At 73.5% G+C, this 17715-nt stretch carries 15 protein-coding genes and 4 tRNA genes; 7 read left to right on the forward strand and 12 right to left on the reverse strand.

What is annotated here, in order from left to right:
• The first annotated feature begins 169 nt into the window (after positions 1-169).
• Positions 170-1486, forward strand: coding sequence for an aspartate--tRNA(Asn) ligase (gene aspS, locus ACGFZP_RS08140; protein ID WP_392929831.1), 1317 nt, complete (start codon positions 170-172; stop codon positions 1484-1486).
• A gap of 46 nt (positions 1487-1532) precedes the next feature.
• On the opposite strand, the gene ACGFZP_RS08145 is transcribed toward aspS, so the two are convergent.
• Positions 1533-1605, reverse strand: a tRNA-Lys gene (locus ACGFZP_RS08145).
• A gap of 88 nt (positions 1606-1693) precedes the next feature.
• Complete coding sequence (locus ACGFZP_RS08150; protein ID WP_392929833.1) at positions 1694-2407, reverse strand: DNA polymerase beta superfamily protein; 714 nt, start codon at positions 2405-2407, stop codon at positions 1694-1696.
• A 214-nt stretch (positions 2408-2621) separates the two neighbouring features.
• Between ACGFZP_RS08150 and ACGFZP_RS08155 the strand changes: the two genes are divergently transcribed.
• Positions 2622-3347, forward strand: a complete 726-nt coding sequence (locus tag ACGFZP_RS08155; RefSeq protein ID WP_392929835.1) for a tyrosine-protein phosphatase — start codon at positions 2622-2624, stop codon at positions 3345-3347.
• 29 nt (positions 3348-3376) lie between these two features.
• Here ACGFZP_RS08155 and ACGFZP_RS08160 read toward each other — a convergent pair whose 3' ends face one another.
• Complete coding sequence (locus ACGFZP_RS08160) at positions 3377-3835, reverse strand: RICIN domain-containing protein (protein WP_392929837.1); 459 nt, start codon at positions 3833-3835, stop codon at positions 3377-3379.
• Between the two features lie 123 nt (positions 3836-3958).
• On the opposite strand from ACGFZP_RS08160, the gene ACGFZP_RS08165 reads away from it, so the two are divergent.
• Positions 3959-5101 carry a hypothetical protein gene (locus ACGFZP_RS08165; RefSeq protein ID WP_392929840.1) on the forward strand — a complete coding sequence of 381 codons (1143 nt, stop codon included), beginning with the start codon at positions 3959-3961 and terminating at the stop codon, positions 5099-5101.
• 60 nt (positions 5102-5161) lie between these two features.
• Here ACGFZP_RS08165 and ACGFZP_RS08170 read toward each other — a convergent pair whose 3' ends face one another.
• From ACGFZP_RS08170 to crcB (ACGFZP_RS08200), 7 genes are all read right to left on the reverse strand, one after another.
• A complete protein-coding gene (locus ACGFZP_RS08170; protein ID WP_392929842.1) occupies positions 5162-5998 on the reverse strand; it encodes a TIGR02452 family protein in 837 nt (278 codons plus the stop codon).
• 190 nt (positions 5999-6188) lie between these two features.
• Positions 6189-10208, reverse strand: a complete 4020-nt coding sequence (locus ACGFZP_RS08175; protein WP_392929845.1) for a hypothetical protein — start codon at positions 10206-10208, stop codon at positions 6189-6191.
• A gap of 270 nt (positions 10209-10478) precedes the next feature.
• Positions 10479-12779: a DEAD/DEAH box helicase gene (locus ACGFZP_RS08180; protein WP_392929848.1), complete on the reverse strand. Its 2301-nt coding sequence runs from the start codon at positions 12777-12779 to the stop codon at positions 10479-10481.
• Positions 12780-12974: 195 nt separating this feature from the next.
• Positions 12975-13712, reverse strand: a complete 738-nt coding sequence (locus ACGFZP_RS08185) for a hypothetical protein (protein ID WP_392929851.1) — start codon at positions 13710-13712, stop codon at positions 12975-12977.
• A 321-nt stretch (positions 13713-14033) separates the two neighbouring features.
• Positions 14034-14408: a fluoride efflux transporter CrcB gene (crcB, locus tag ACGFZP_RS08190; RefSeq protein ID WP_392929853.1), complete on the reverse strand. Its 375-nt coding sequence runs from the start codon at positions 14406-14408 to the stop codon at positions 14034-14036.
• Positions 14405-14779 carry a DUF190 domain-containing protein gene (locus tag ACGFZP_RS08195; protein ID WP_392929856.1) on the reverse strand — a complete coding sequence of 125 codons (375 nt, stop codon included), beginning with the start codon at positions 14777-14779 and terminating at the stop codon, positions 14405-14407. The genes crcB (ACGFZP_RS08190) and ACGFZP_RS08195 overlap by 4 nt, the downstream gene beginning before the upstream one ends.
• The gene (gene crcB / locus ACGFZP_RS08200; RefSeq protein ID WP_392929859.1) at positions 14776-15267 is read right to left on the reverse strand and encodes a fluoride efflux transporter CrcB; all 492 of its coding nucleotides are present in this window, start codon (positions 15265-15267) and stop codon (positions 14776-14778) included. Before crcB (ACGFZP_RS08200) ends, ACGFZP_RS08195 begins: the two co-directional genes overlap by 4 nt.
• Before the next feature lie 70 nt (positions 15268-15337).
• Here crcB (ACGFZP_RS08200) and ACGFZP_RS08205 point away from each other — a divergent pair, with 70 nt between their 5' ends.
• From ACGFZP_RS08205 to ACGFZP_RS08220, 4 genes are all read left to right on the forward strand, one after another.
• On the forward strand, positions 15338-15679 hold the full coding sequence (locus tag ACGFZP_RS08205; protein WP_392930999.1) for a metallopeptidase family protein: 342 nt from the start codon (positions 15338-15340) through the stop codon (positions 15677-15679).
• 115 nt (positions 15680-15794) lie between these two features.
• Positions 15795-15867, forward strand: a tRNA-Glu gene (locus ACGFZP_RS08210).
• Positions 15868-15921: 54 nt separating this feature from the next.
• Positions 15922-15995: transfer RNA gene (locus ACGFZP_RS08215), tRNA-Asp, on the forward strand.
• 33 nt (positions 15996-16028) lie between these two features.
• Positions 16029-16102: transfer RNA gene (locus tag ACGFZP_RS08220), tRNA-Phe, on the forward strand.
• Between the two features lie 88 nt (positions 16103-16190).
• Here the strand turns inward: ACGFZP_RS08220 and xerC are convergent.
• Both xerC and ACGFZP_RS08230 read right to left on the reverse strand, forming a co-directional pair.
• Positions 16191-17396, reverse strand: a complete 1206-nt coding sequence (xerC, locus tag ACGFZP_RS08225) for a tyrosine recombinase XerC (RefSeq protein WP_392929861.1) — start codon at positions 17394-17396, stop codon at positions 16191-16193.
• Positions 17396-17584 (reverse strand): helix-turn-helix domain-containing protein, encoded by a 189-nt coding sequence (locus ACGFZP_RS08230; RefSeq protein WP_392929863.1) that lies wholly within the window; start codon positions 17582-17584, stop codon positions 17396-17398. The genes xerC and ACGFZP_RS08230 overlap by 1 nt, the downstream gene beginning before the upstream one ends.
• Positions 17585-17715: the final 131 nt, after the last annotated feature.

A 17715-nucleotide genomic window follows, 5' to 3' on the forward strand; every position in this document is an offset into this window, starting at 1 on the left:
CGGGGAGGAACGGCCCCTCCGGGCCCAATGCCCCGCCGGCCGCCCCCGTCACGGGCGCGAATGAGACTGCCCCGCCCCGGCGGCGGCGGTGAAGCGTGGTGGCACCGCGAGTCCCCCTTCTCGCCCACGCTCCCAAGGGATCATGACGATGTCCGTGTGGAGGACAACAATGATCCAGTCGAACGAACGGGTTCTCGTCGGCGACCTGGCCCGGCACATCGGCCGGACGGTATCGGTCTCCGGCTGGGTGAACACCCTGCGCCTGCAGCGCACCATGCAGTTCGTCCTGGTCCGCGACCACACCGGTACGGCCCAGGTGACCCACCGGCGCGACCAGAGCGCGCTGGAGGCCGGGTTGGAGGAGCTGACCACCGAGTCCGCCGTCCGGATCACCGGCCGGGTGGTCGAGAACCCCGTGGTGAAGCTCGGCGGGGTCGAGATCATCCCCGAGTCGGTCGAGCTGCTGAACCGCGCCGAGGCCCTGCTGCCGATCGACGAGAGGACCGGCGTCGAACAGCGCCTGGACTGGCGCTTCCTGGACGTGCGCAGGCGCCCGGCCGCGCAGTTGCTGTTCGCCGTGCAGACCACGCTCGAAGCGGGCATGCGCGAGTACGCCTACGCGCAGGGCTGCACCGAGATGCACACTCCCAAACTGATGGGCGCCGCCTCGGAGTCGGGGGCCGAGGTGTTCAAGCTCGGCTACTTCGACCGCAGCGCCTACCTGGCCCAGTCGCCGCAGTTCTTCAAGCAGATGGCGATCGCGGCCGGCATCGACCGGGTCTTCGAGATCGGCCCGGTCTTCCGCGCCGAGCGGTCCTACACCTCGCGCCACGCCACCGAGTTCACCGGCGTCGACGTGGAACTGGCCTGGATCAACGACGTCGAGGACGTGATGGCCTTCGAGGAGCGGATGCTCGCCCACGCCCTCGCCAAGGTGGCCGAGGTGCACGGCGAGGAGATCCGGGAGCAGTTCGGCACCGAGGTGACCGTCCCCGCCACCCCCTTCCCCCGGGTCACCATGGCCGAGGCCCAGGCGATCCTGCGCGCCAAGGGCTGGGACCCGCAGGGCGAGAAGGAGGACCTCGACCCGGAGGGCGAGCGGGCCGTCGCCGCGCACTTCAGGGAGCTGACCGGGCACGAGTTCGTGTTCGTCACCCACTACCCCAGCAGCATCCGGCCGTTCTACCACAAGCGCCCGGCCGACCGCCCCGACCTCACCCTCAGCTTCGACCTGCTGTGGAAGGGCCTGGAGATCACCACCGGCGCCCAGCGCGAGCACCGCTACGACGTCCTGCTCGACCAGGCCGCCGACAAGGGCATGAACACCGACCCGATGCAGGACTACCTCAACTGCTTCCGCTTCGGCTGCCCGCCGCACGGCGGCCTCGGCATGGGCCTCGGCCGGGTCCTGATGGTGCTGCTCGGCCTCGACTCGATCCGGGAGGCGACCTTCCTCTTCCGCGGACCGAACCGCCTCACCCCCTGACAGCACGGAAGCCAGGTCGGATGTCCTCCGACCTGGCTTCTCCACGTGGGCCGCCAGGGGCTCGAACCCTGAACCTACGGATTAAAAGTCCGCAGCTCTGCCAATTGAGCTAGCGGCCCGTGACCCGTCCCCGTGCGGGGCGGGCCACGGTGATCCTACCCGGTAGGGCCCAGGGCTCCGCCAGTGGATTGCAGGGGCGCGCCGGGGTCACCGGGCGGGCGGGGCGGGCGGGGTGTAGTGGGCGGCGCGGACCCGGCGGAGCCAGGCCTCGGCGGGGCGAGGGTCGGGGGAGGACGGGAGGACGCCGGGGCCGGTGAGGCGTTCGTCGGCGTCGGCGAGCAGGCGTTCGGCGGTGGCGGGGCGGTCGGCGATGCGTTCGCCGAGGTCGCGGACGCGCTCGGGGTCGGGCAGCCGGACCACGTTCTCACCGGTCGCGTGGAGCCGGACGCCCTGCTCGACCAGCCGGACCAGGTGCCGGGCGTGCTTGGCCGCCCGGCGGCGGGTGGCCGGGTCGGCGGTGTCGCGGGCCAGCAGCTTGCGGAACTGCTGGTCCGCGTAGCCGAGATAGGAGCTCCGCACCGCGCGGGCGCTCAGGAAGGTGTCGCGGATCGCGATCAACTCCTCGCCGAGCGGGGTGCGGACCTCGTACAGGTCGTCCGGCAGCCAGACGAGTTCGGAGGCGGTCGGGTTGCAGGTCAGCGCGAGGCGGCACCACTTGGCCGCCTCGTGCAGCGTGAGGTCGGGCTCGGTGGTGACGTGCGACTCGGCCGGCCGGTGCAGGCCGTGGAACTCCTCGGTCGGGGCGGCGAACAGGCCGAGGCGGTCGATGTCCGAACCGGCGTGCGCGAAGCCGTACGCGGTCGAGCCGACGACGCCCGAGAGCAGGACGGTGCCGGAGAACAGGACGGTGCCGGTGGCCATGGGTCGCCTTCCTCGGGCCTCGTGGTGGTCACGCGCGGTGGTCAGTGGAGTCTGCCCGCCGGGGCCCGCGACGGGCCAGCGAATTCCGGCGGCGGCCCGGCGGCGGCCCGGACGGTACGCGCCGGCGGCGCGGTCAACGGCCCGCCCCCGGCCGGTCGGACCACCCCGCCCGATTCCTTCCCCCGGCCCTCCCCGCCCCCGTACGGTGGAGGCCATGACCGACCTGCCGGGCCGTGAACCCGACCTGCCGTCCGCCTTCCTCGACATTCCCGGCGTGCGCAACCTCCGCGACGCCGGCGGCGTGGGCTCCCTGCGCCGGGGTGTGCTCTACCGTTCCGGGTCCTTCCACACCCTCACCCCGGAGGGCGCCCAGCGCCTCAAGACGCTGGGCCTGCGCACCGTCATCGACCTGCGCAGCACGGCCGAGCTCGAGCTCTGGCCCGACCTGCGGCACGGCCTGGACCACGAGACGCTCCACCTGCCGACCCTCCCCGCGGACCGGGAGAGCGTCGACCGCCCCTGGCCCGAGGACCAGGTCTCGCTCTACCCCTTCATGGCCGAGACCGCCGGGCCCTCGCTGGCCGCCGTCATCCGCCGCCTCGCCGACCCGGGGGCGCTGCCGGCGCTCGTCCACTGCGCCGTCGGCAAGGACCGCACCGGTCTGACCATCGCCGTCCTGCAGTCCCTGCTCGGCGCCTCCGAGACCGAGATCGTCGAGGACTTCCTGCTCTCCAACGCCGGGCTCGGCCTCCTCGACGGCCCCATCCCCTACCTCGACGAGACCGGGACCGAGCGCATCTCCCGGCCGATCTCGGCCGAGCTGCTGGCCTCCTCGCTCGCCTGGATCGACACCCACCACGGCTCCATCCCCGCCTACCTGGCCGCGCACGGCACCACCGAGGACGAGCTCACCGCCGTGCGCGCCAAGCTGTCGGCCTGACGGGGCGTGCCCGGCGGTATCCGACGGAGCTACGGGCGGCGCTCCAACCGCCACCACTGGGACGGGGAGTCGGTGTCCTCCCACTGGTGGACGGGGGCGCCCGGGGTGGTGGCCGCATCGGCGACGGTGAGCGGCTTGCCGCTGATGAAGCTGGTCAGCGTGTAGGTGCCGGGGTCGTCGGGGTGGTGTTCGAGCAGCCACTCCTGGGCGCCGAAGGCGTTGGCGGACCACTGCTGGATGAGCACGCCGTCGTCCGGGGAGGCCCCGGTGACGTCGAGGCGCTTGCCGCTGCCCGCGTTCTCGACGTGGTACAGCGCGCCGCCCCGGTGGACGGCGGTGAGCCGCCAGAGCTGGGCGTCGGAGCCGTCCTCCGCGCCCTGGCGGATCTTGGCGCCGCTGCGGCGGCTGCCGTCGGCGACCTCCAGCAGCAGCCCGCTGCCCACGTTGCGGATCCGGTAGAGGCCGTCGGTGATGCGGTGGTCGGTCACGGGGGGAGTCTCTCACCGGGGGCCGACACCGCCCGGCGGACGCGGGCCCGCGCCCCGGCCCCGGGGCGGTGCAGCGGGCACCCGGCGCCGGGGGCGTCCGGCCGGGCGCCTATGCTGCGGCGAATGGTGTCCGACCTTAACTCCACGCCCGACCCGCGGAGCGCCTACGCGTACCCGTCGGTCCGTCAGGAACCCACCCTCGCCAGTCCGCTGGCCGATGCGCTGGCCGACCTGGAGGCGGCTCTCGAAGCCGCGGACGGCGAGCGCCTCAGCACCGCGCTCCAACAGTTCGGCAGCCGGCTCGGGCCCGCCGGACCGCAGGAGTCGGCGGCCGTCGGCCCGGCGCTGGCCGCCCTGCTGCCCGCCGTCCCGCCGTTCCCGCGCGCGCACCTGGCGATGATGGTGGGCGCCTGCGTCGAGCGCGGCGCCGACCCGGTGGCCTGCTCGGGCCCCGTCCTGGCGGGCCTGCGCGAGGCGCTCAGCGGCGCCCTGCGGCTGCTCGACCGGTGGAAGGAGACCGGCGGCGGCCGACTGCCCGACCCCGACGAGGAGAGTCCGGCCCAGGCCCACCAGCGGATCGAGGACCCGGAGCAGCTCGACGAGTGGAACGCCCACCGGGCCGTGGCCGGCTGGTGGACGCTGCACCTGTGGCAGATGGCCTCGTTCGCGGTGTACTCGCACGCGGCCGTCCGCACCTCGGCCCGGGCGTCCGGGGTGACCGACGTCCTGCTGGAGCTGGTCGGCAGGTACCGCGCGGAGCAGCACGACCTGAAGGGCCTGGCCTACCTGGCCCAGACCCTCGACGACGAGCCGCTGCTGGTGCTCGACCGCCCGACCGGTACCGGCTACCGGCTGCGGATGGACGGCCTGGCGGACAACTTCCAGCTGCACACCCTGCTCGCCGACCTGCTGATCGGCGGCGGCCACCTGCCGGGCACCGCACCCGACCCGGAGGTCGTCGCGCTCAGCCGCACCGAACAGGTGGACGGCAACCGCCGACTGATCGCCCAGGGTTCGTTCAACCTGGTCGCGCCGGACGGCTCGTGGATCTGGAACGAGGGCACCCCCGGCGACATCCCCGTGGTGGACGGGATCCGCACCCTGGTGCTCGACCCGCAGCCGTACGAGCGGAGCTGGTCGGCCGGGCGGTTCATCCAGGAGGTCTCCGGAGACCTGCGCCTGGAGCGGGTGCTCACCACGGCCGAGGCCGCGACCGCGCTGGCCGCGGTCGCGGCGGCCCAGCCGTCCGAACAGGCCTTCCGCTAGGACCCAGGCGCTCTCCGGGCTTGTCCGGGCCCGGCCGATCGGCCGGGCCCGGGCTACGGCTCAGGCGGCCCCGGTGAACCGGGCCTCGAAGGCGGCCCGGTTCGCCGAGACGGGGGTGCGGTCCCAGACCGCGAACACCACCCGCTCGAAGGCCGCACCGTACTGCGCCAGCGCGCCCTCGAAGGCCTCCGCGACCTGGGCCGGGTCGTTGCCGAACACTCCGCAGCCCCACGCCCCCAGCACCAGCGCCCGGACGTCGTGTTCGGCCGCCGCCGCGAGCACGCGTACCGCCCGCTCGGCGAGCACGCCCCGGACGTCGACCTGCTCCGAGCGCCGCCTCAGCTGACCGGCGTTCGGCGCGGGCGAGGTCAGGAACGTCACCGGGAAGGGCTGCGCCAGCAACTCGCCCTTCCCGTCGCGGATCACCGGCACCTCGGGCGAGACGATCACCCGGTGGCTGTACGCCAGGTCGCTCGACGCCCGGTGCGCCTCGTAGTAGTCCGGCGCCTCCAGCAGGCAGGTGTACAGCAGGGCGCTGCGGCACAGGTCCTCCTCCTGGGCCCGGGCGCCGCGCAGGTAGCCGCCGCCCGGGTTCCGCGCGGAGGCGAAGTTGAGCACCCCGACCCGGCCGGCCCCGGCCTCGACCAGCCGCTTCGCGGCCTGCACGCTGCCCTCGGCCGTCACCTCCAAGGCCCCCGCCACCGGACCCGCCAGCGGCCCGGGGCCCCCGCCCCGCACCAGGCCGTCCAGCGCCTCGGGCGGGTACGAGACCGTCCCGGCCCGGGCCGCCGCCAGCCGCTCCCCCAGCTCCACGAGCTCGCCCCCGGCCGCCCGGTAGCTCCCCCGCTCCGCGATCTCCTCGTTCACCGCTGCCACGTGATGCAGTCTGCTGCTCATGTCCGAGACCGTAGGGGATGCGCCCTCCCCCGCGCCACAGGTTATTCTCACCAACAGAACAACACCGTGGCGCCAGGCGCCCGGAACGCCGACGGGCCCGCCCCACCGAGGTGGAGCGGGCCCGCCGTGTCAGCGGCCTGACGTCAGGTCCGGTGCCGGATCCGGCATCGAACCAGGCACCGGATCAGGCTCAGGAGTAGTACCCGAACACGTCCGCGATCACATGGGTCGAGTCCCAGGCGCCGTTGAACAGGTTGACCCTGCCGTCCGCACCCACCGGGACCACCACCAGGTTCGGGGTCGTCTGACCCGCCACCCAGTTCAGGTTCGAGGACTCCGGCCGCGCCGCACCCGAGGCCCACGCCGTCAGATGACCGGGCTCCTTCGGGTCGGTGACCGTCACGTTCAGCACGACCGCCTTCACCCCGGACGCCGGCACCCCGGCCAGACCGGCCACCTGCACCGGAACCGTGGCCTGCGCCGCCACCGGCAGCACACCGGGGCGGCCGACGCCCTGCCGGGTGTCCAGCAGGCGCTGCGGCGCCACCGCGGAGAAGGTCGAACCCGAGGCCGCGTCCGAGTAGTACCCGAACACGTCCGCGATCACATGGGCCGGGTCCCAGGCACCGTTGAACAGGTTGACCCTGCCGTCCGCACCCACCGGGACCACCACCAGGTTCGGGGTCGTCTGACCCGCCACCCAGTTCAGGTTCGAGGACTCCGGCCGCGCCGCACCCGAAGCCCACGCCGTCAGATGACCCGCACCCGCCGGGTCGGTGACCGTCACGTTCAGCACGACCGCCTTCACCCCGGCGGGAACGCCCGCCCGGCCGGCCACCGCCAGGGACACCGTGTCCCTGGCCGCCACCTTGGCGGTCCCGGGGCGGCCGACGCCCTGCCGGGTGTCCAGCAGGCGCTGCGGCGCCACCGCGGAGAAGGTCGAACCCGAGGCCGCGTCCGAGTAGTACCCGAACACGTCCGCGATCACATGGGTCGAGTCCCAGGCACCGTTGAACAGGTTGACCCTGCCGTCCGCACCCACCGGGACCACCACCAGGTTCGGGGTCGTCTGACCCGCCACCCAGTTCAGGTTCGAGGACTCCGGCCGCGCCGCACCCGAAGCCCACGCCGTCAGATGACCGGGCCCCTTCGGGTCGGTCGCCGTCACGTTCAGCACGACCGCCTTCACCCCGGACGCCGGCACCCCGGCCAGACCGGCCACCTGCACCGGAACCGTGGCCTGCGCCGCCACCGGCAGCACACCGGAACGACCGATGCCCTGCCGGGTGTCCAGCACCCGGACCGGACCGGCGGCGGTGAAGCGCCCCTGCCCCGGCGAGACCGGATCGACCACGGAGTAGGACTGCCGCAGCGTCAGGGAGGTGCTCCGCTGGTAGACGTCCGGCGAGACACTGATGCCCGCCAGGTTCGGCGCGACCCCGGTGAGGTCGATCTCGGCGGTGAGGGAGGACCCGTCCGCGGCCGCGCTCTTGACGGTCGCCGACCGCGACGGGGCGTTGTAGAACTGCACCGAGACGAAGTCCTTGGCCGTCAGCCCGGTGCCCTTGAGGGTGAAGGTCGCCGGTCCGCCGGTGAACCCGGCCGAGGGCGAGACCGACTCCAGTGAGGCCTTGGCCCCGCCGCAGTTGCGGGAGTCACAGGTGGCCTGGACGTTGTAGTCGATCGCGTCCGAGCCGGGCTGCAGCGTCAGCAGCAGCACGGCCTTGGCCTCGGGCGACTGGAAGCCGATCCGGCAGGCCGCCTTGGTCTCGCCCCAGTTGGTCGAGCAGTAGTCGGACTGGTTGGTGCCCTGGGACCGGGCGTTGGGCGCCATCAGGCTCACCCGCGGGTACCCGGGGGTGGAGCTGGAGGCCACACCGGTCACCGTGAACTGGTCGTTGGCCTTGACCGGCACGGTGGCGCAGACCGCCCGGTGGTCCGGGGTCAGCCGGCCGGCGAGCGGGCCGAAGGCGACCCGGGAGTCGACCGTCGGGCACTCCGCGGGGAAGCCGGAGTCGGTCGCGAAGCGCCAGACGTCCAGCCGGGAGTCGATCGGGGTGCCGTCGTAGTTGGCCGCCTCGACGATCATCCGGTACTCGATCGAGCCGGTCACGTCGCAGTAGTTGGTGAACCGGCCGGCCGTGCAGACCTGCCTGCCCTCGGCGTCCAGCACGGTGACGATCGTCTTGCGGTCGTCCGCCTCGGTCGAGATCCGCAGCTGGTCGGCCGGGGCCGCCGCGACGCGGGTGCAGCGGGCGTCCAGGTCCGAGGCGATCCGCCCCGGGGTCGGCGCGCCGCCCACCGTGCTGGAGGCGGCGTTCTGGCAGTCGCCGCTGCGGGAGACGTCCCGCCGCAGCAGCCGGAAGTCGTTCGGCGTACCGTCGCCGACCAGCAGGGCGGCGTAGTCCTTGGCCGGGTCCAGCGTGCAGAACGCCTCGCTGGAGCCGTAGTTGTACGTCCGGCAGGCCTGCGCACCGGACGGGTCCAGCAGGAAGAGATCGCCGGCCAGGGAGGCCGGCGGCGTCCCGTTGAGCGAGCTGTAGGAGAAGGCGAACATCTCGCTCGCCGCATGCCCGCCGGCCGGCACCTGGAAGCAGGTCACCCGGTGGTCGGCGTCCAGCGCGGCGGTGGCGCCCGGCACCCCCGGGAACCCGCTCTGCGTGAACGGCGCGCAGCCGCTCAGGCCGGCGGTCCGGAACACCGTCACCTCGTACCCGCCGGGGCTGCCCGCGGCCACCAGCAGCCGGTACGGCGCGGTGCCCTTGAGCTCGCAGAACTGCAGGCCCGAGCCGCTGCACTGGGTCGCGTTGGTGGCATCGACCACGGTGACGTCGGGGTTGGCGACGAAGCCGTCCCGGTGGCCCGGCAGTACGGCGATCCGGGTACCGGCGGCGCTGGGCAGCAGGTGGCAGTTGACCTGCGAGGGGTCCGCCAGGCTGCCCGTGAGCGGCCCGGTGGCGAGGCCGGTGTCGTTGCCGGCCACACAGCCCGCGGTCTCACCGGGCTGCCGGAAGACCAGCGAGGCGGGCCGCTGCCGGAGCAGCGCCGTGTACGTCCCCGCGGCGGGGAAGGGGCAGGGGTTGCCCCCCAGGCCGCAGAGGCTGGTGCCGTCCGGCCGGAACAGCGTGAGGATCGCGCCGTAGGCCGGCGACTGGACGACGTAGCCGCCGGCCTTCGGCGCCTGCAGCGTGAAGCACGCGGTCGGCGAGGCGGCGGCCGGGAGCCCGTAAGCCTGCGGGGAGAGCGACGTGCAGCCGACCGGGTTGGAGATCCGGTTGATCGGGAACGCGTACGGGCCGGGCTCGCCGCTGCCCAGGTGGAACAGCACCCGGTACGGGCCGCTGCCGGGCAGCACACAGCCCGGGTTCTCGAAGTCCTGGACGCACAGCTCGGCACCGCCGGCGTCGGTGAGCCAGCGGCCCCCGCCGTCGGCGCCGAGGATCCGCTCACCGGGCTTGGCGTCGATCGAGCGGCAGTCGAGCTGGACCGGCGAGACGGTGCTGCCGGTGATCTCCGGCCGGTCGAAGCCGGTGCCGAGCGGGGTGCCGCAGCCGGCCGTGGCACCCAGCGGGTAGACCGCGACCTGGTGGTCGGTCGGGCCCCACGCCCCGGACGGGACGACCACCAGGGAGTAGGTGCCGGCGGTCTTGATGTCGCAGCCGGCCATCGGCGCGTACAGCCAGGGGCCGCAGACCGCGGCGCCGGCCGCGTCGTACACGGTGGCCGCCGTGGTGGTCATCCGGATGCCGAGCCGGCCGGGGCCCGCGACGGTGACGGCGTAACAGGCGGAGCCGTCCACCGGGAGGTTGCCGCGGCCGACCGCGGTGCCCGGGTCGCCGAACCCGGCGAGCGGCAGTGGGGTGCAGTCCTGCTGGCGCACCGGGGGCGCGGCCTGGGTCTTCGGCGGGACGGGCTGGGCGGCGGCCTGCTGCTCCGGCGCACCGGAGGCGGGGGCCGTGCCGGGAGCGGCCTTGGCCGGCCCCTGCACCGGGGTGGCGGCGGGCGCCGAAGTGGCGGGCGAGGGCGAGGCGGTGGCGGCGGGCGGCGGGGTGGTGGTGATGCCCACCGCTCCGGAGCTGCCCGTCGACAGCAGCACCGAGGCCGTGGTGGCCAGGGCGACCACCGCACCGGCCAGGGCCCTGCGCAGCGGTGCCGGTCCCGCCGTCCCTCCTCTCCCGGTGTCGGGTACGACGGTTCTGCGACTGGGCACGAGACCCCCCTGGTCCGCGGGCGACTGCACCGGCCCGGGCCGGGCCGGTGACACGGGCAGCGGCGCTCGACACGACGGCGGCCGGGCCCGGTCACCTGGGGGTGGGAGTGGGGCCGGACGACGGGCGGCGCTCGCTGCGACGACCTTCAGCAATTGTGAAGATCACTCAAATGCGCGCGGATCCTACCACCGGCCGTCGGAGCCCGGAAAGGCCGAAGGGCCCGGCCACCGAAGTGGTCCGGGCCCCAGGGCCTTCACTGTCCCGAAGGGTCAGTTCTTCCAGCGCGGCTTGCGGTCGTCGCGGTTGAAGCCACCGGAGTTGAAGCCACCGGAGCGGCCACCGCGGTCGTCGCCGCGGTCACGGTTGAAGCCACCGGAGGCCTGCGGGCGGCCACCGGAGCGGTGGTCGTCACGACGGGAGAACGGACGGCTCGCGCTGCTGCCGGCGCCGCGCTCGTCGCGGTCGCGGCCGAAGGACGGGCGGTCGCCGAAGGTGCGGGCCGGACGGTCGCCGAAGGAGCGGCCGCCGCGGTCGTCACGGTCGCGGTTGAAGCCGCCACCGCGGTTGTCACGGTCACCGAAGGAACGGCTGCCGCGGTCGTCACGGTTGAAGCCACCGCGCTCGCCGCCACGGTCGTCGCGGTTGAAGCCACCGGTACGGCCACCGCGGTCGTCACGGTTGAAGCCACCGGTACGGCCACCGCGGTCATCGCGGTTGAAGCCACCGGTACGGCCGCCACGGTCGTCACGGTCGCGGTTGAAGCCGCCACCGCGGTTGTCACGGTCACCGAAGGAACGGCTGCCACGGTCGTCGCGGTTGAAGCCACCGGAGCGGCCGCCGCGGTCATCGCGGTCACGGCTGCCACGGTCGTCGCGGTTGAAGCCACCGGAGCGGCCGCCGCGGTCGTCACGGTCACGGCTGCCACGGTCGTAGGCCGGACGCTCGGTGCGCGCCTCGCGGTAGGAGGGGGTGCGCTCCTCCGCCGCCGGGGCGGCGGGCTCGGTGGCCGCGGCCTCCGGGGTCTCGGCGGTCGCGTCGCCCTCGGCGGCCGGCTCCTCGTCCACGATGCCCAGGTCGGCACGCTCGCGCGCCGCACGGGCGGCGAGGCGGTCGGCCTCCTCGCGCAGCTCGTTGGCGCGGCGCTGCGCGCGCTCCAGCTGGCGGGTCATGTCGGCGAGCTCGCGCTCGGCGGCACCGGCGATGCCGGCCGCGCTCTCGGCCTGGACCTCGATCAGCGAGCGGGCGCCCGTGATCTTGGCGACCTCGGCGTCGAAGGCGTGGTCGAGGATGTGGCGCGAGGCGTCGACGCCCGCGTCCTCCATCAGGCGGAACACGCCGCGGCGCTGGTGCGGCAGCACCAGGGTGACGACGGCGCCGGAGCGGCCGGCCCGCGCGGTGCGGCCCGAGCGGTGCAGGTAGTCCTTGTGGTCGCCGGCCGGGTCCACGTTCAGGACCAGGTCGATGCCGTCGACGTGGATGCCACGGGCGGCGACGTCGGTCGCGACGACGACGTTGACGTAGCCGTCCTTGAAGTCGCCGAGGACGCGGGTACGGGCGCCCTGGGTCATCCCGCCGTGCAGCGCGTCGGCCTTCACGCCGGCCTCGATGAGCTGCTCGGCGACGCGGTCGGCGCCCATCTGGGTGCGGACGAAGATGATCGTGCGGCCCTTGCGGGCGGCGATCGCGTTGGTGATCGGCGCCTTGTCCTTGGGCTTCACCACGAGGATGTGGTGGGTCATGGTGGTGACCGCGCCGGCCGACGGGTCGACCTCGTGGGTGACCGGGTTCTTCAGGTAGCGCTTGACCAGGGTGTCGATCTCGTTCTCCAGGGTGGCGGAGAACAGCAGGCGCTGGCCGCCGGCCGGGACCTGGTCGAGGATCTCGGTGACCTCGGGCAGGAAGCCCATGTCGGCCATCTGGTCGGCCTCGTCGAGCACGACGGTGCGGACGTCGCCGAGCTTGGCGCTGCCGCGGTTCAGCAGGTCGCGCAGACGGCCGGGGGTGGCGACGAGGATGTCGACGCCGCGCTCCAGCGCGTAGATCTGGTTCGACATCGAGGTGCCGCCGCAGACGACCTTGAGCTTGAGGCCGAGCACCGAGCCGAACGGCTCCAGGGCGTCGGCCACCTGCATGGCCAGCTCACGGGTCGGGACGAGGATCAGGCCGCGCGGGTGCTTGGGCTTGGTGCGCTCGCCGTCGGCGAGGCGGGTCAGCAGCGGGAGGCCGAAGCTGAGGGTCTTGCCGGAGCCGGTGCGGCCGCGGCCCAGCACGTCCTTGCCGGCCAGGGCGTCCGGGATGGTCGCGGCCTGGATCGGGAACGGGGTGGTGACGCCGCGCTTGGCGAGGGCGCGCACGACGTCGTCGTGCAGGCCCAGGTCGCCGAAGGTGATGGTGGGCTCGGCGGGCTCGGTGGCCTCGTCGGCCTCGACCTCGTCGGCGTCCAGGTCGGCGTTTCGGTCGATGTCCTGCTCGATGTCGACCAGGTCGACCTCGGGGGCATCGGTGGTGGTGACATCGGCGGCGGACTCGCTCGCGGGCATGGCGAAGCGGGCGTCGTCAACGAGAGACATGCAAAACCTTCCGGAAGTGGCACGCGCCAAAGTCCGGGTTCTGTTTCACAACCGCCTCTATGCGGTCAGCCACGGATCGCCGGAACGCGCCAAGGGCGCCAGATGGGAATTAGGGCGCCAATCAAATGAATCAAACGAACGATCTACCACCATAGGCGAACTTGGGTATCAGAGGCAAATGCGCTGGCCAGGGCGCTAATGTCCGCCCGCGGCCGGGCTCGGCGCCGACGATCCGGAGTTGCCGCCGGAGCTACCGCCGGAGTTGCCGCCCGGGCCGGTGGCGGAGGGCTCCGGGACGGACGGGACGGTCGGAGCGGCCGAGGTGTGCTCGGGCTCGGGGGAGGCCGGGGGCCTGGTGGTGGGGCCGGTGGCCGGGGCGCTGGCCGAACCGCCGCCGGTGCCGCCCGCCGCGCCGCCAGCAGGCCCGCCCGCCGACCCGCCCGGGCCGCCGGTCGCCCCGCCGGAGGAGGTACCGGTGGCCGGATGGGGTGCGGGGCTGGCGCTCACGCCCCCGGCCCCGCCGTTCGCGCCCGGCGCGGCCTCCTCGGGGGGAGCGCCCGGCACGGGCACCGCGCCCGCGACCGCGGCGTTCACCCCGGGGCTCGCCTCACCCGGTGCCGGGGTCGCACCCGCCGCGGGCGCGTTCTCGGCCTGCACGCCCCCGGGCCGCTCCGAGCGCCCGGCACCGACCTGGTGGGCGCCCGGCGAGGCGGAGGCCCCGCCGACGGCCTTGCCCGGCGTCCCGGCCTGTCCGACCGGCACCACGCCGTGCTTCTCGTCCGCCGCCGGCCCCACCGACATGCACCCGGTGAGCCCGAGCCCGGCCACCGCCAGCACCGCCGCCGCCCGCACCACGCCCGTCCGCACCGCCGCGGAGCGCGGATCCGGCACCCGGACGGGCACCTCGCGCACCGGCACCTCGCGGACCGGCACCTCTCGGACGGGCGCCTCGCGGACCCCTGCCCTCCGCCGATCAGCCGCGCCGTCGCGGTCACCCGCAAGCCGGTCACCCACAACCCGAGCACCCGCATCCCGAACCGCACGCATCGCACGCACCGCCGCCACCGAGCTCCCTCTCGTACCGCCCCACCCGGGCCGCCCGCCGTGCGCGGCCACTTTCGGTGCCCAACGCGCGCCCGCCCGAGGGGGACACGGGCAGCGCCGCAGGAAGGCGCCGGCCGCCATCCACCCGGCCCAACCGTCGCGGTTCAAACCTCCCCGGCCCGGGCGGCCCCGCCGGGAGGGGCCGGCGCCTCAGCCCCAGAGCGCCGAGGCGAGCCCCGCCCCCGCGTACACGGCCGCCAGGCCCACCGCCAGGCTCCCCGCCACGTTGGCCAGCGCATAGCGCCCGGCGCCGCTCTCGGCCAGCCGCAGCGTCTCGTACGAGAAGGTCGAGTACGTGGTCAGCGCCCCGCAGAAGCCCGTCCCGACCAGCAGCCGGACCTGCGAGGACGCGGCGCCGGCCGCCACCGCACCGGTCAGCAGTCCGAGCACCAGGCAGCCGACCGCGTTCACCGCGAAGGTGCCCCACGGGAACACCGAGTCGTGCCGCGCCTGCACCGCCCGGTCGCTCAGGTACCGCAGCGGCGCGCCCACCACCGCCCCGGCGACCACCAGCAGCCAGTTCACTCCCCCGACCCCTCCCGCGGCTCCGCCGCCGACCCGCCCCGGCCGACGTACCGCACGACCTCGCAGGGGTCGAGCACCACCAGCCCCTCCGCCACCAGACCGTCCAGCTGCGGCAGGAAGCCCCGCACCCGCTCCTCGGTGTCCACGATCACCACCGCGACCGGCAGGTCCTCGCTCAGCGACAGCAGCCGCGCCGTGTGCACCAGCGACGAGGCCCCGAACCCCTCGATCCCCCGGAACACGCTCGCCCCGGCCAGCCCGGCGGCCCGCGCCCGGTGCACGATCTCGCTGTACAGCGGGCGGTGGTGCCAGCGGTCGTTCTCGCCGACCAGCACGGTCAGCCGCAGCGCCGGCCCGGACAACCCGGTCATCGCGAACCCCCGGCCCCGCGCCGGACCAGACGACGCGTCAGCGCGACCGCCGCCCACACCGCCCCCAGCGCCGCCAGCAGCGTCAGCCCCAGGTACGCCAGGCCCGCGCCGGGCCGGCCCTCCTCCAGCAGCTGCCGGGCGTCCACCGCGTACGTGGAGAAGGTGGTGAACCCGCCGAGCACCCCCGTCCCGAAGAACGGCCGCAGCAGCGGATGCGCGGGCCGCCCCTCCGTGACCACCACCAGGAAGACCCCGATCACCGCACAGCCCGCCACGTTCACCAGCAGCGTCGTCCACGGAAACCCGGCCGGCCCGGTCGGCCAGAGCAGCCCGGCCCCGTACCGGGCCGACGCCCCGACCGCCCCGCCCAGCGCCACGACCGCCACCGCCGGCCCCTGCCCGCGCAGCACCGACGGCCGCCGCGGGGCCCCGCCCGGGCCGGCCCCCGTCCGCACCGCGCCGCCCACCGCACCGCCCGAGGTCGCCATACGCCCATGAAACACCTGCCCCGACCGCCTGGCACACCGTCACCCCAGACCCGACAATGATCCGGTGGAGATGACCCGGGAAGAGTTCGAGATGCTGGTCGGCGACGCCCTCGACCAGATTCCCCCGCAGCTCGCGGCCATGATGGACAACGTCGCGGTGTTCGTCGAGGACGAACCCGACGCCACCGACCCGGAACTCCTCGGCCTCTACGAGGGCACCCCCCTCACCGAGCGCGGCGAGTGGTACGCCGGCGTCCTGCCCGACCGCATCATCGTCTACCGGGGTCCGACCCTGCGGCAGTGCGAGACCCGCGAGCAGGTGGTCGAGGAGGTCCGCACCACGGTGATCCACGAGGTCGCCCACCACTTCGGCTTCGACGACCACGAGCTCGACGAACTCGGCTGGTCCTGACCCCGCCCCCGACGGCCCCGCCCCCACCCGGCCGAAACCCGTTTTGGCGTTCCGCCCGAGATCCCATATGCTTCTCGACGTCCCCGAACGCTGGAAACAGCGGGACAGGCCGCAAGCCCTCATCGTCTAGTGGCCCAGGACGCCGCCCTTTCAAGGCGGTAGCACGGGTTCGAATCCCGTTGGGGGCACGCAGTACCGTAGTAAAGTCAGTGCCGCAAGACCTAGTGGTTCACGCCACACAAGGTCCCGTGGAGCAGTTGGTTAGCTCGCCACCCTGTCAAGGTGGAGGTCGCGGGTTCAAGTCCCGTCGGGATCGCTCGTCTCGCAAGAGACGGTGCAAATGCAGTACGGCCAGGTAGCTCAGTTGGTACGAGCGTCCGCCTGAAAAGCGGAAGGTCGCCGGTTCGACCCCGGCCCTGGCCACAGCCGCCTGAAAAGGCAAAACGGCCCCGGAGAGATCACTCTCCGGGGCCGTTTTCATGTCCCGTACGCCAACCGGTACGCCAACGACTCAGCCGAGCTTGTCACTCAGCGACCCGAGGGCCTTCCGCTGCTCGTCCAGGGACGCGTGAGCGTAGACCTTCATCGTCACGCCGATGTCGCTGTGCCCGGCGATCTGCCGAACGATGTGCGGCGGGACGCCGAGGTCCAGCAGCAGGGTCACGCAGGTGTGGCGGAGGTCATGGAATCGGAGCGAGAGCCCGAGCCGGTCCCGGAGCGGGTACCAACTCCGCCGGAGGTTGTCCGGCTCGATCGGCGTCCCGACCCGGCTGGTGAACACCAGCCCCGTTTCCGTCCACCGCTCGCCAGCCGCCACCCGTTCCTGAGCCTGCCGCTCCCGGTGGGCGCGCAAGGCCTCCAGGACGAGCGGCGGGAGCGGCAGCGTCCGGAGCGAGGACGCCGTCTTGGTCGGGCCGAGCTGGAGGGCGCCGTCCACCCGCTGGAGGTTGCTGGACACGATGAGCGTCCCGCGCTCCAGGTCCACCGCCGCCCAGTGCAGGCCCAGCAGCTCTCCGCGCCGCATCCCCATGGCGAGGGCGAGGACGTAGAGGGCGTGCAGCCGGTCCGCACTGGCCGCCTTCAGGAGCAAGCGAGCCTGCGGGACGGTGAGACCCTTCCCGGTGCCGTAGTCGGGTGTGGGCACCTGCACCAGCTTGGCGACGTTCCTCAGGATCAGCTCCTCCCGAACGGCGTTCTCCAAGGCGTTCCGCAGGACGGCGTGGATCGACTGCACCATGCGGCGGGACAGCTTGGTCTCGCAGCACTCCCCCGCGGCACAGCACTCCGGCTTCAGCCGGGCCGCGTCCCACCCGTTCTTGCAGCACTGGCAGGCGCCGGCCACCCGGGCGAGCCACGTCCGGACGTCGGCGGCCCGAAGGGTCCGGAGCTTCTTGGTGCCGAGCCCGGGGACCAGATGCACCCGGACCACGCTCTCGTATCCCTGGTAGGTCTTCGGTCGGCGGTTCACCCTCACCACCGCGGCCAGCCAGTACGTCAAGTACTCCTCCACCTTGGAGTTGGTGTCGGGCGTCGGGATCCCCTGGTTGTTCTGGGCCTGGAGCTCCGTCATCTTGTCCCGCACCTCGTCACGGGTCTTCCCGTACACGGAGATGCGCTTGACGTTCCCGGACGTCGTGGTCACGTAGACACGGCCGTGGTAGAGGTCGCGGTTCGTCATGCGGCTGATGCTGCCGTCGCCGTTGGCGCGCTTCGCCATCAGGCGTTCTCCTCGATCTTGGTGCGGATATAGGTGGAGAGGCATTCGACGGGGATCCGGCGGGATCGGCCCTCGGTGATGCTGCCGAGCTTCTTGGAGCGGATGAGGTCGTAGACCTTGCTGCGGCTCATCCGGAGTGAGGCCATGACCTCTTCGACGGTGAGCACTTCGGGCACGGCGGTGGTCATGCGCGGGTCCCTCCGTGGTGCGTGGCGTGTGTTGTCCGAGGTGGGGATTTCTGCGTCACCGCGTCATCAGCGTCATTCGGGCTTCTGACCTGCGGCTTTAGGTGACGCTGAGGTCGGGGCGTGCGTCACCG

This window comes from Kitasatospora sp. NPDC048239 (assembly GCF_043202015.1).
Classification (GTDB): Bacteria; Actinomycetota; Actinomycetes; order Streptomycetales; family Streptomycetaceae; genus Kitasatospora.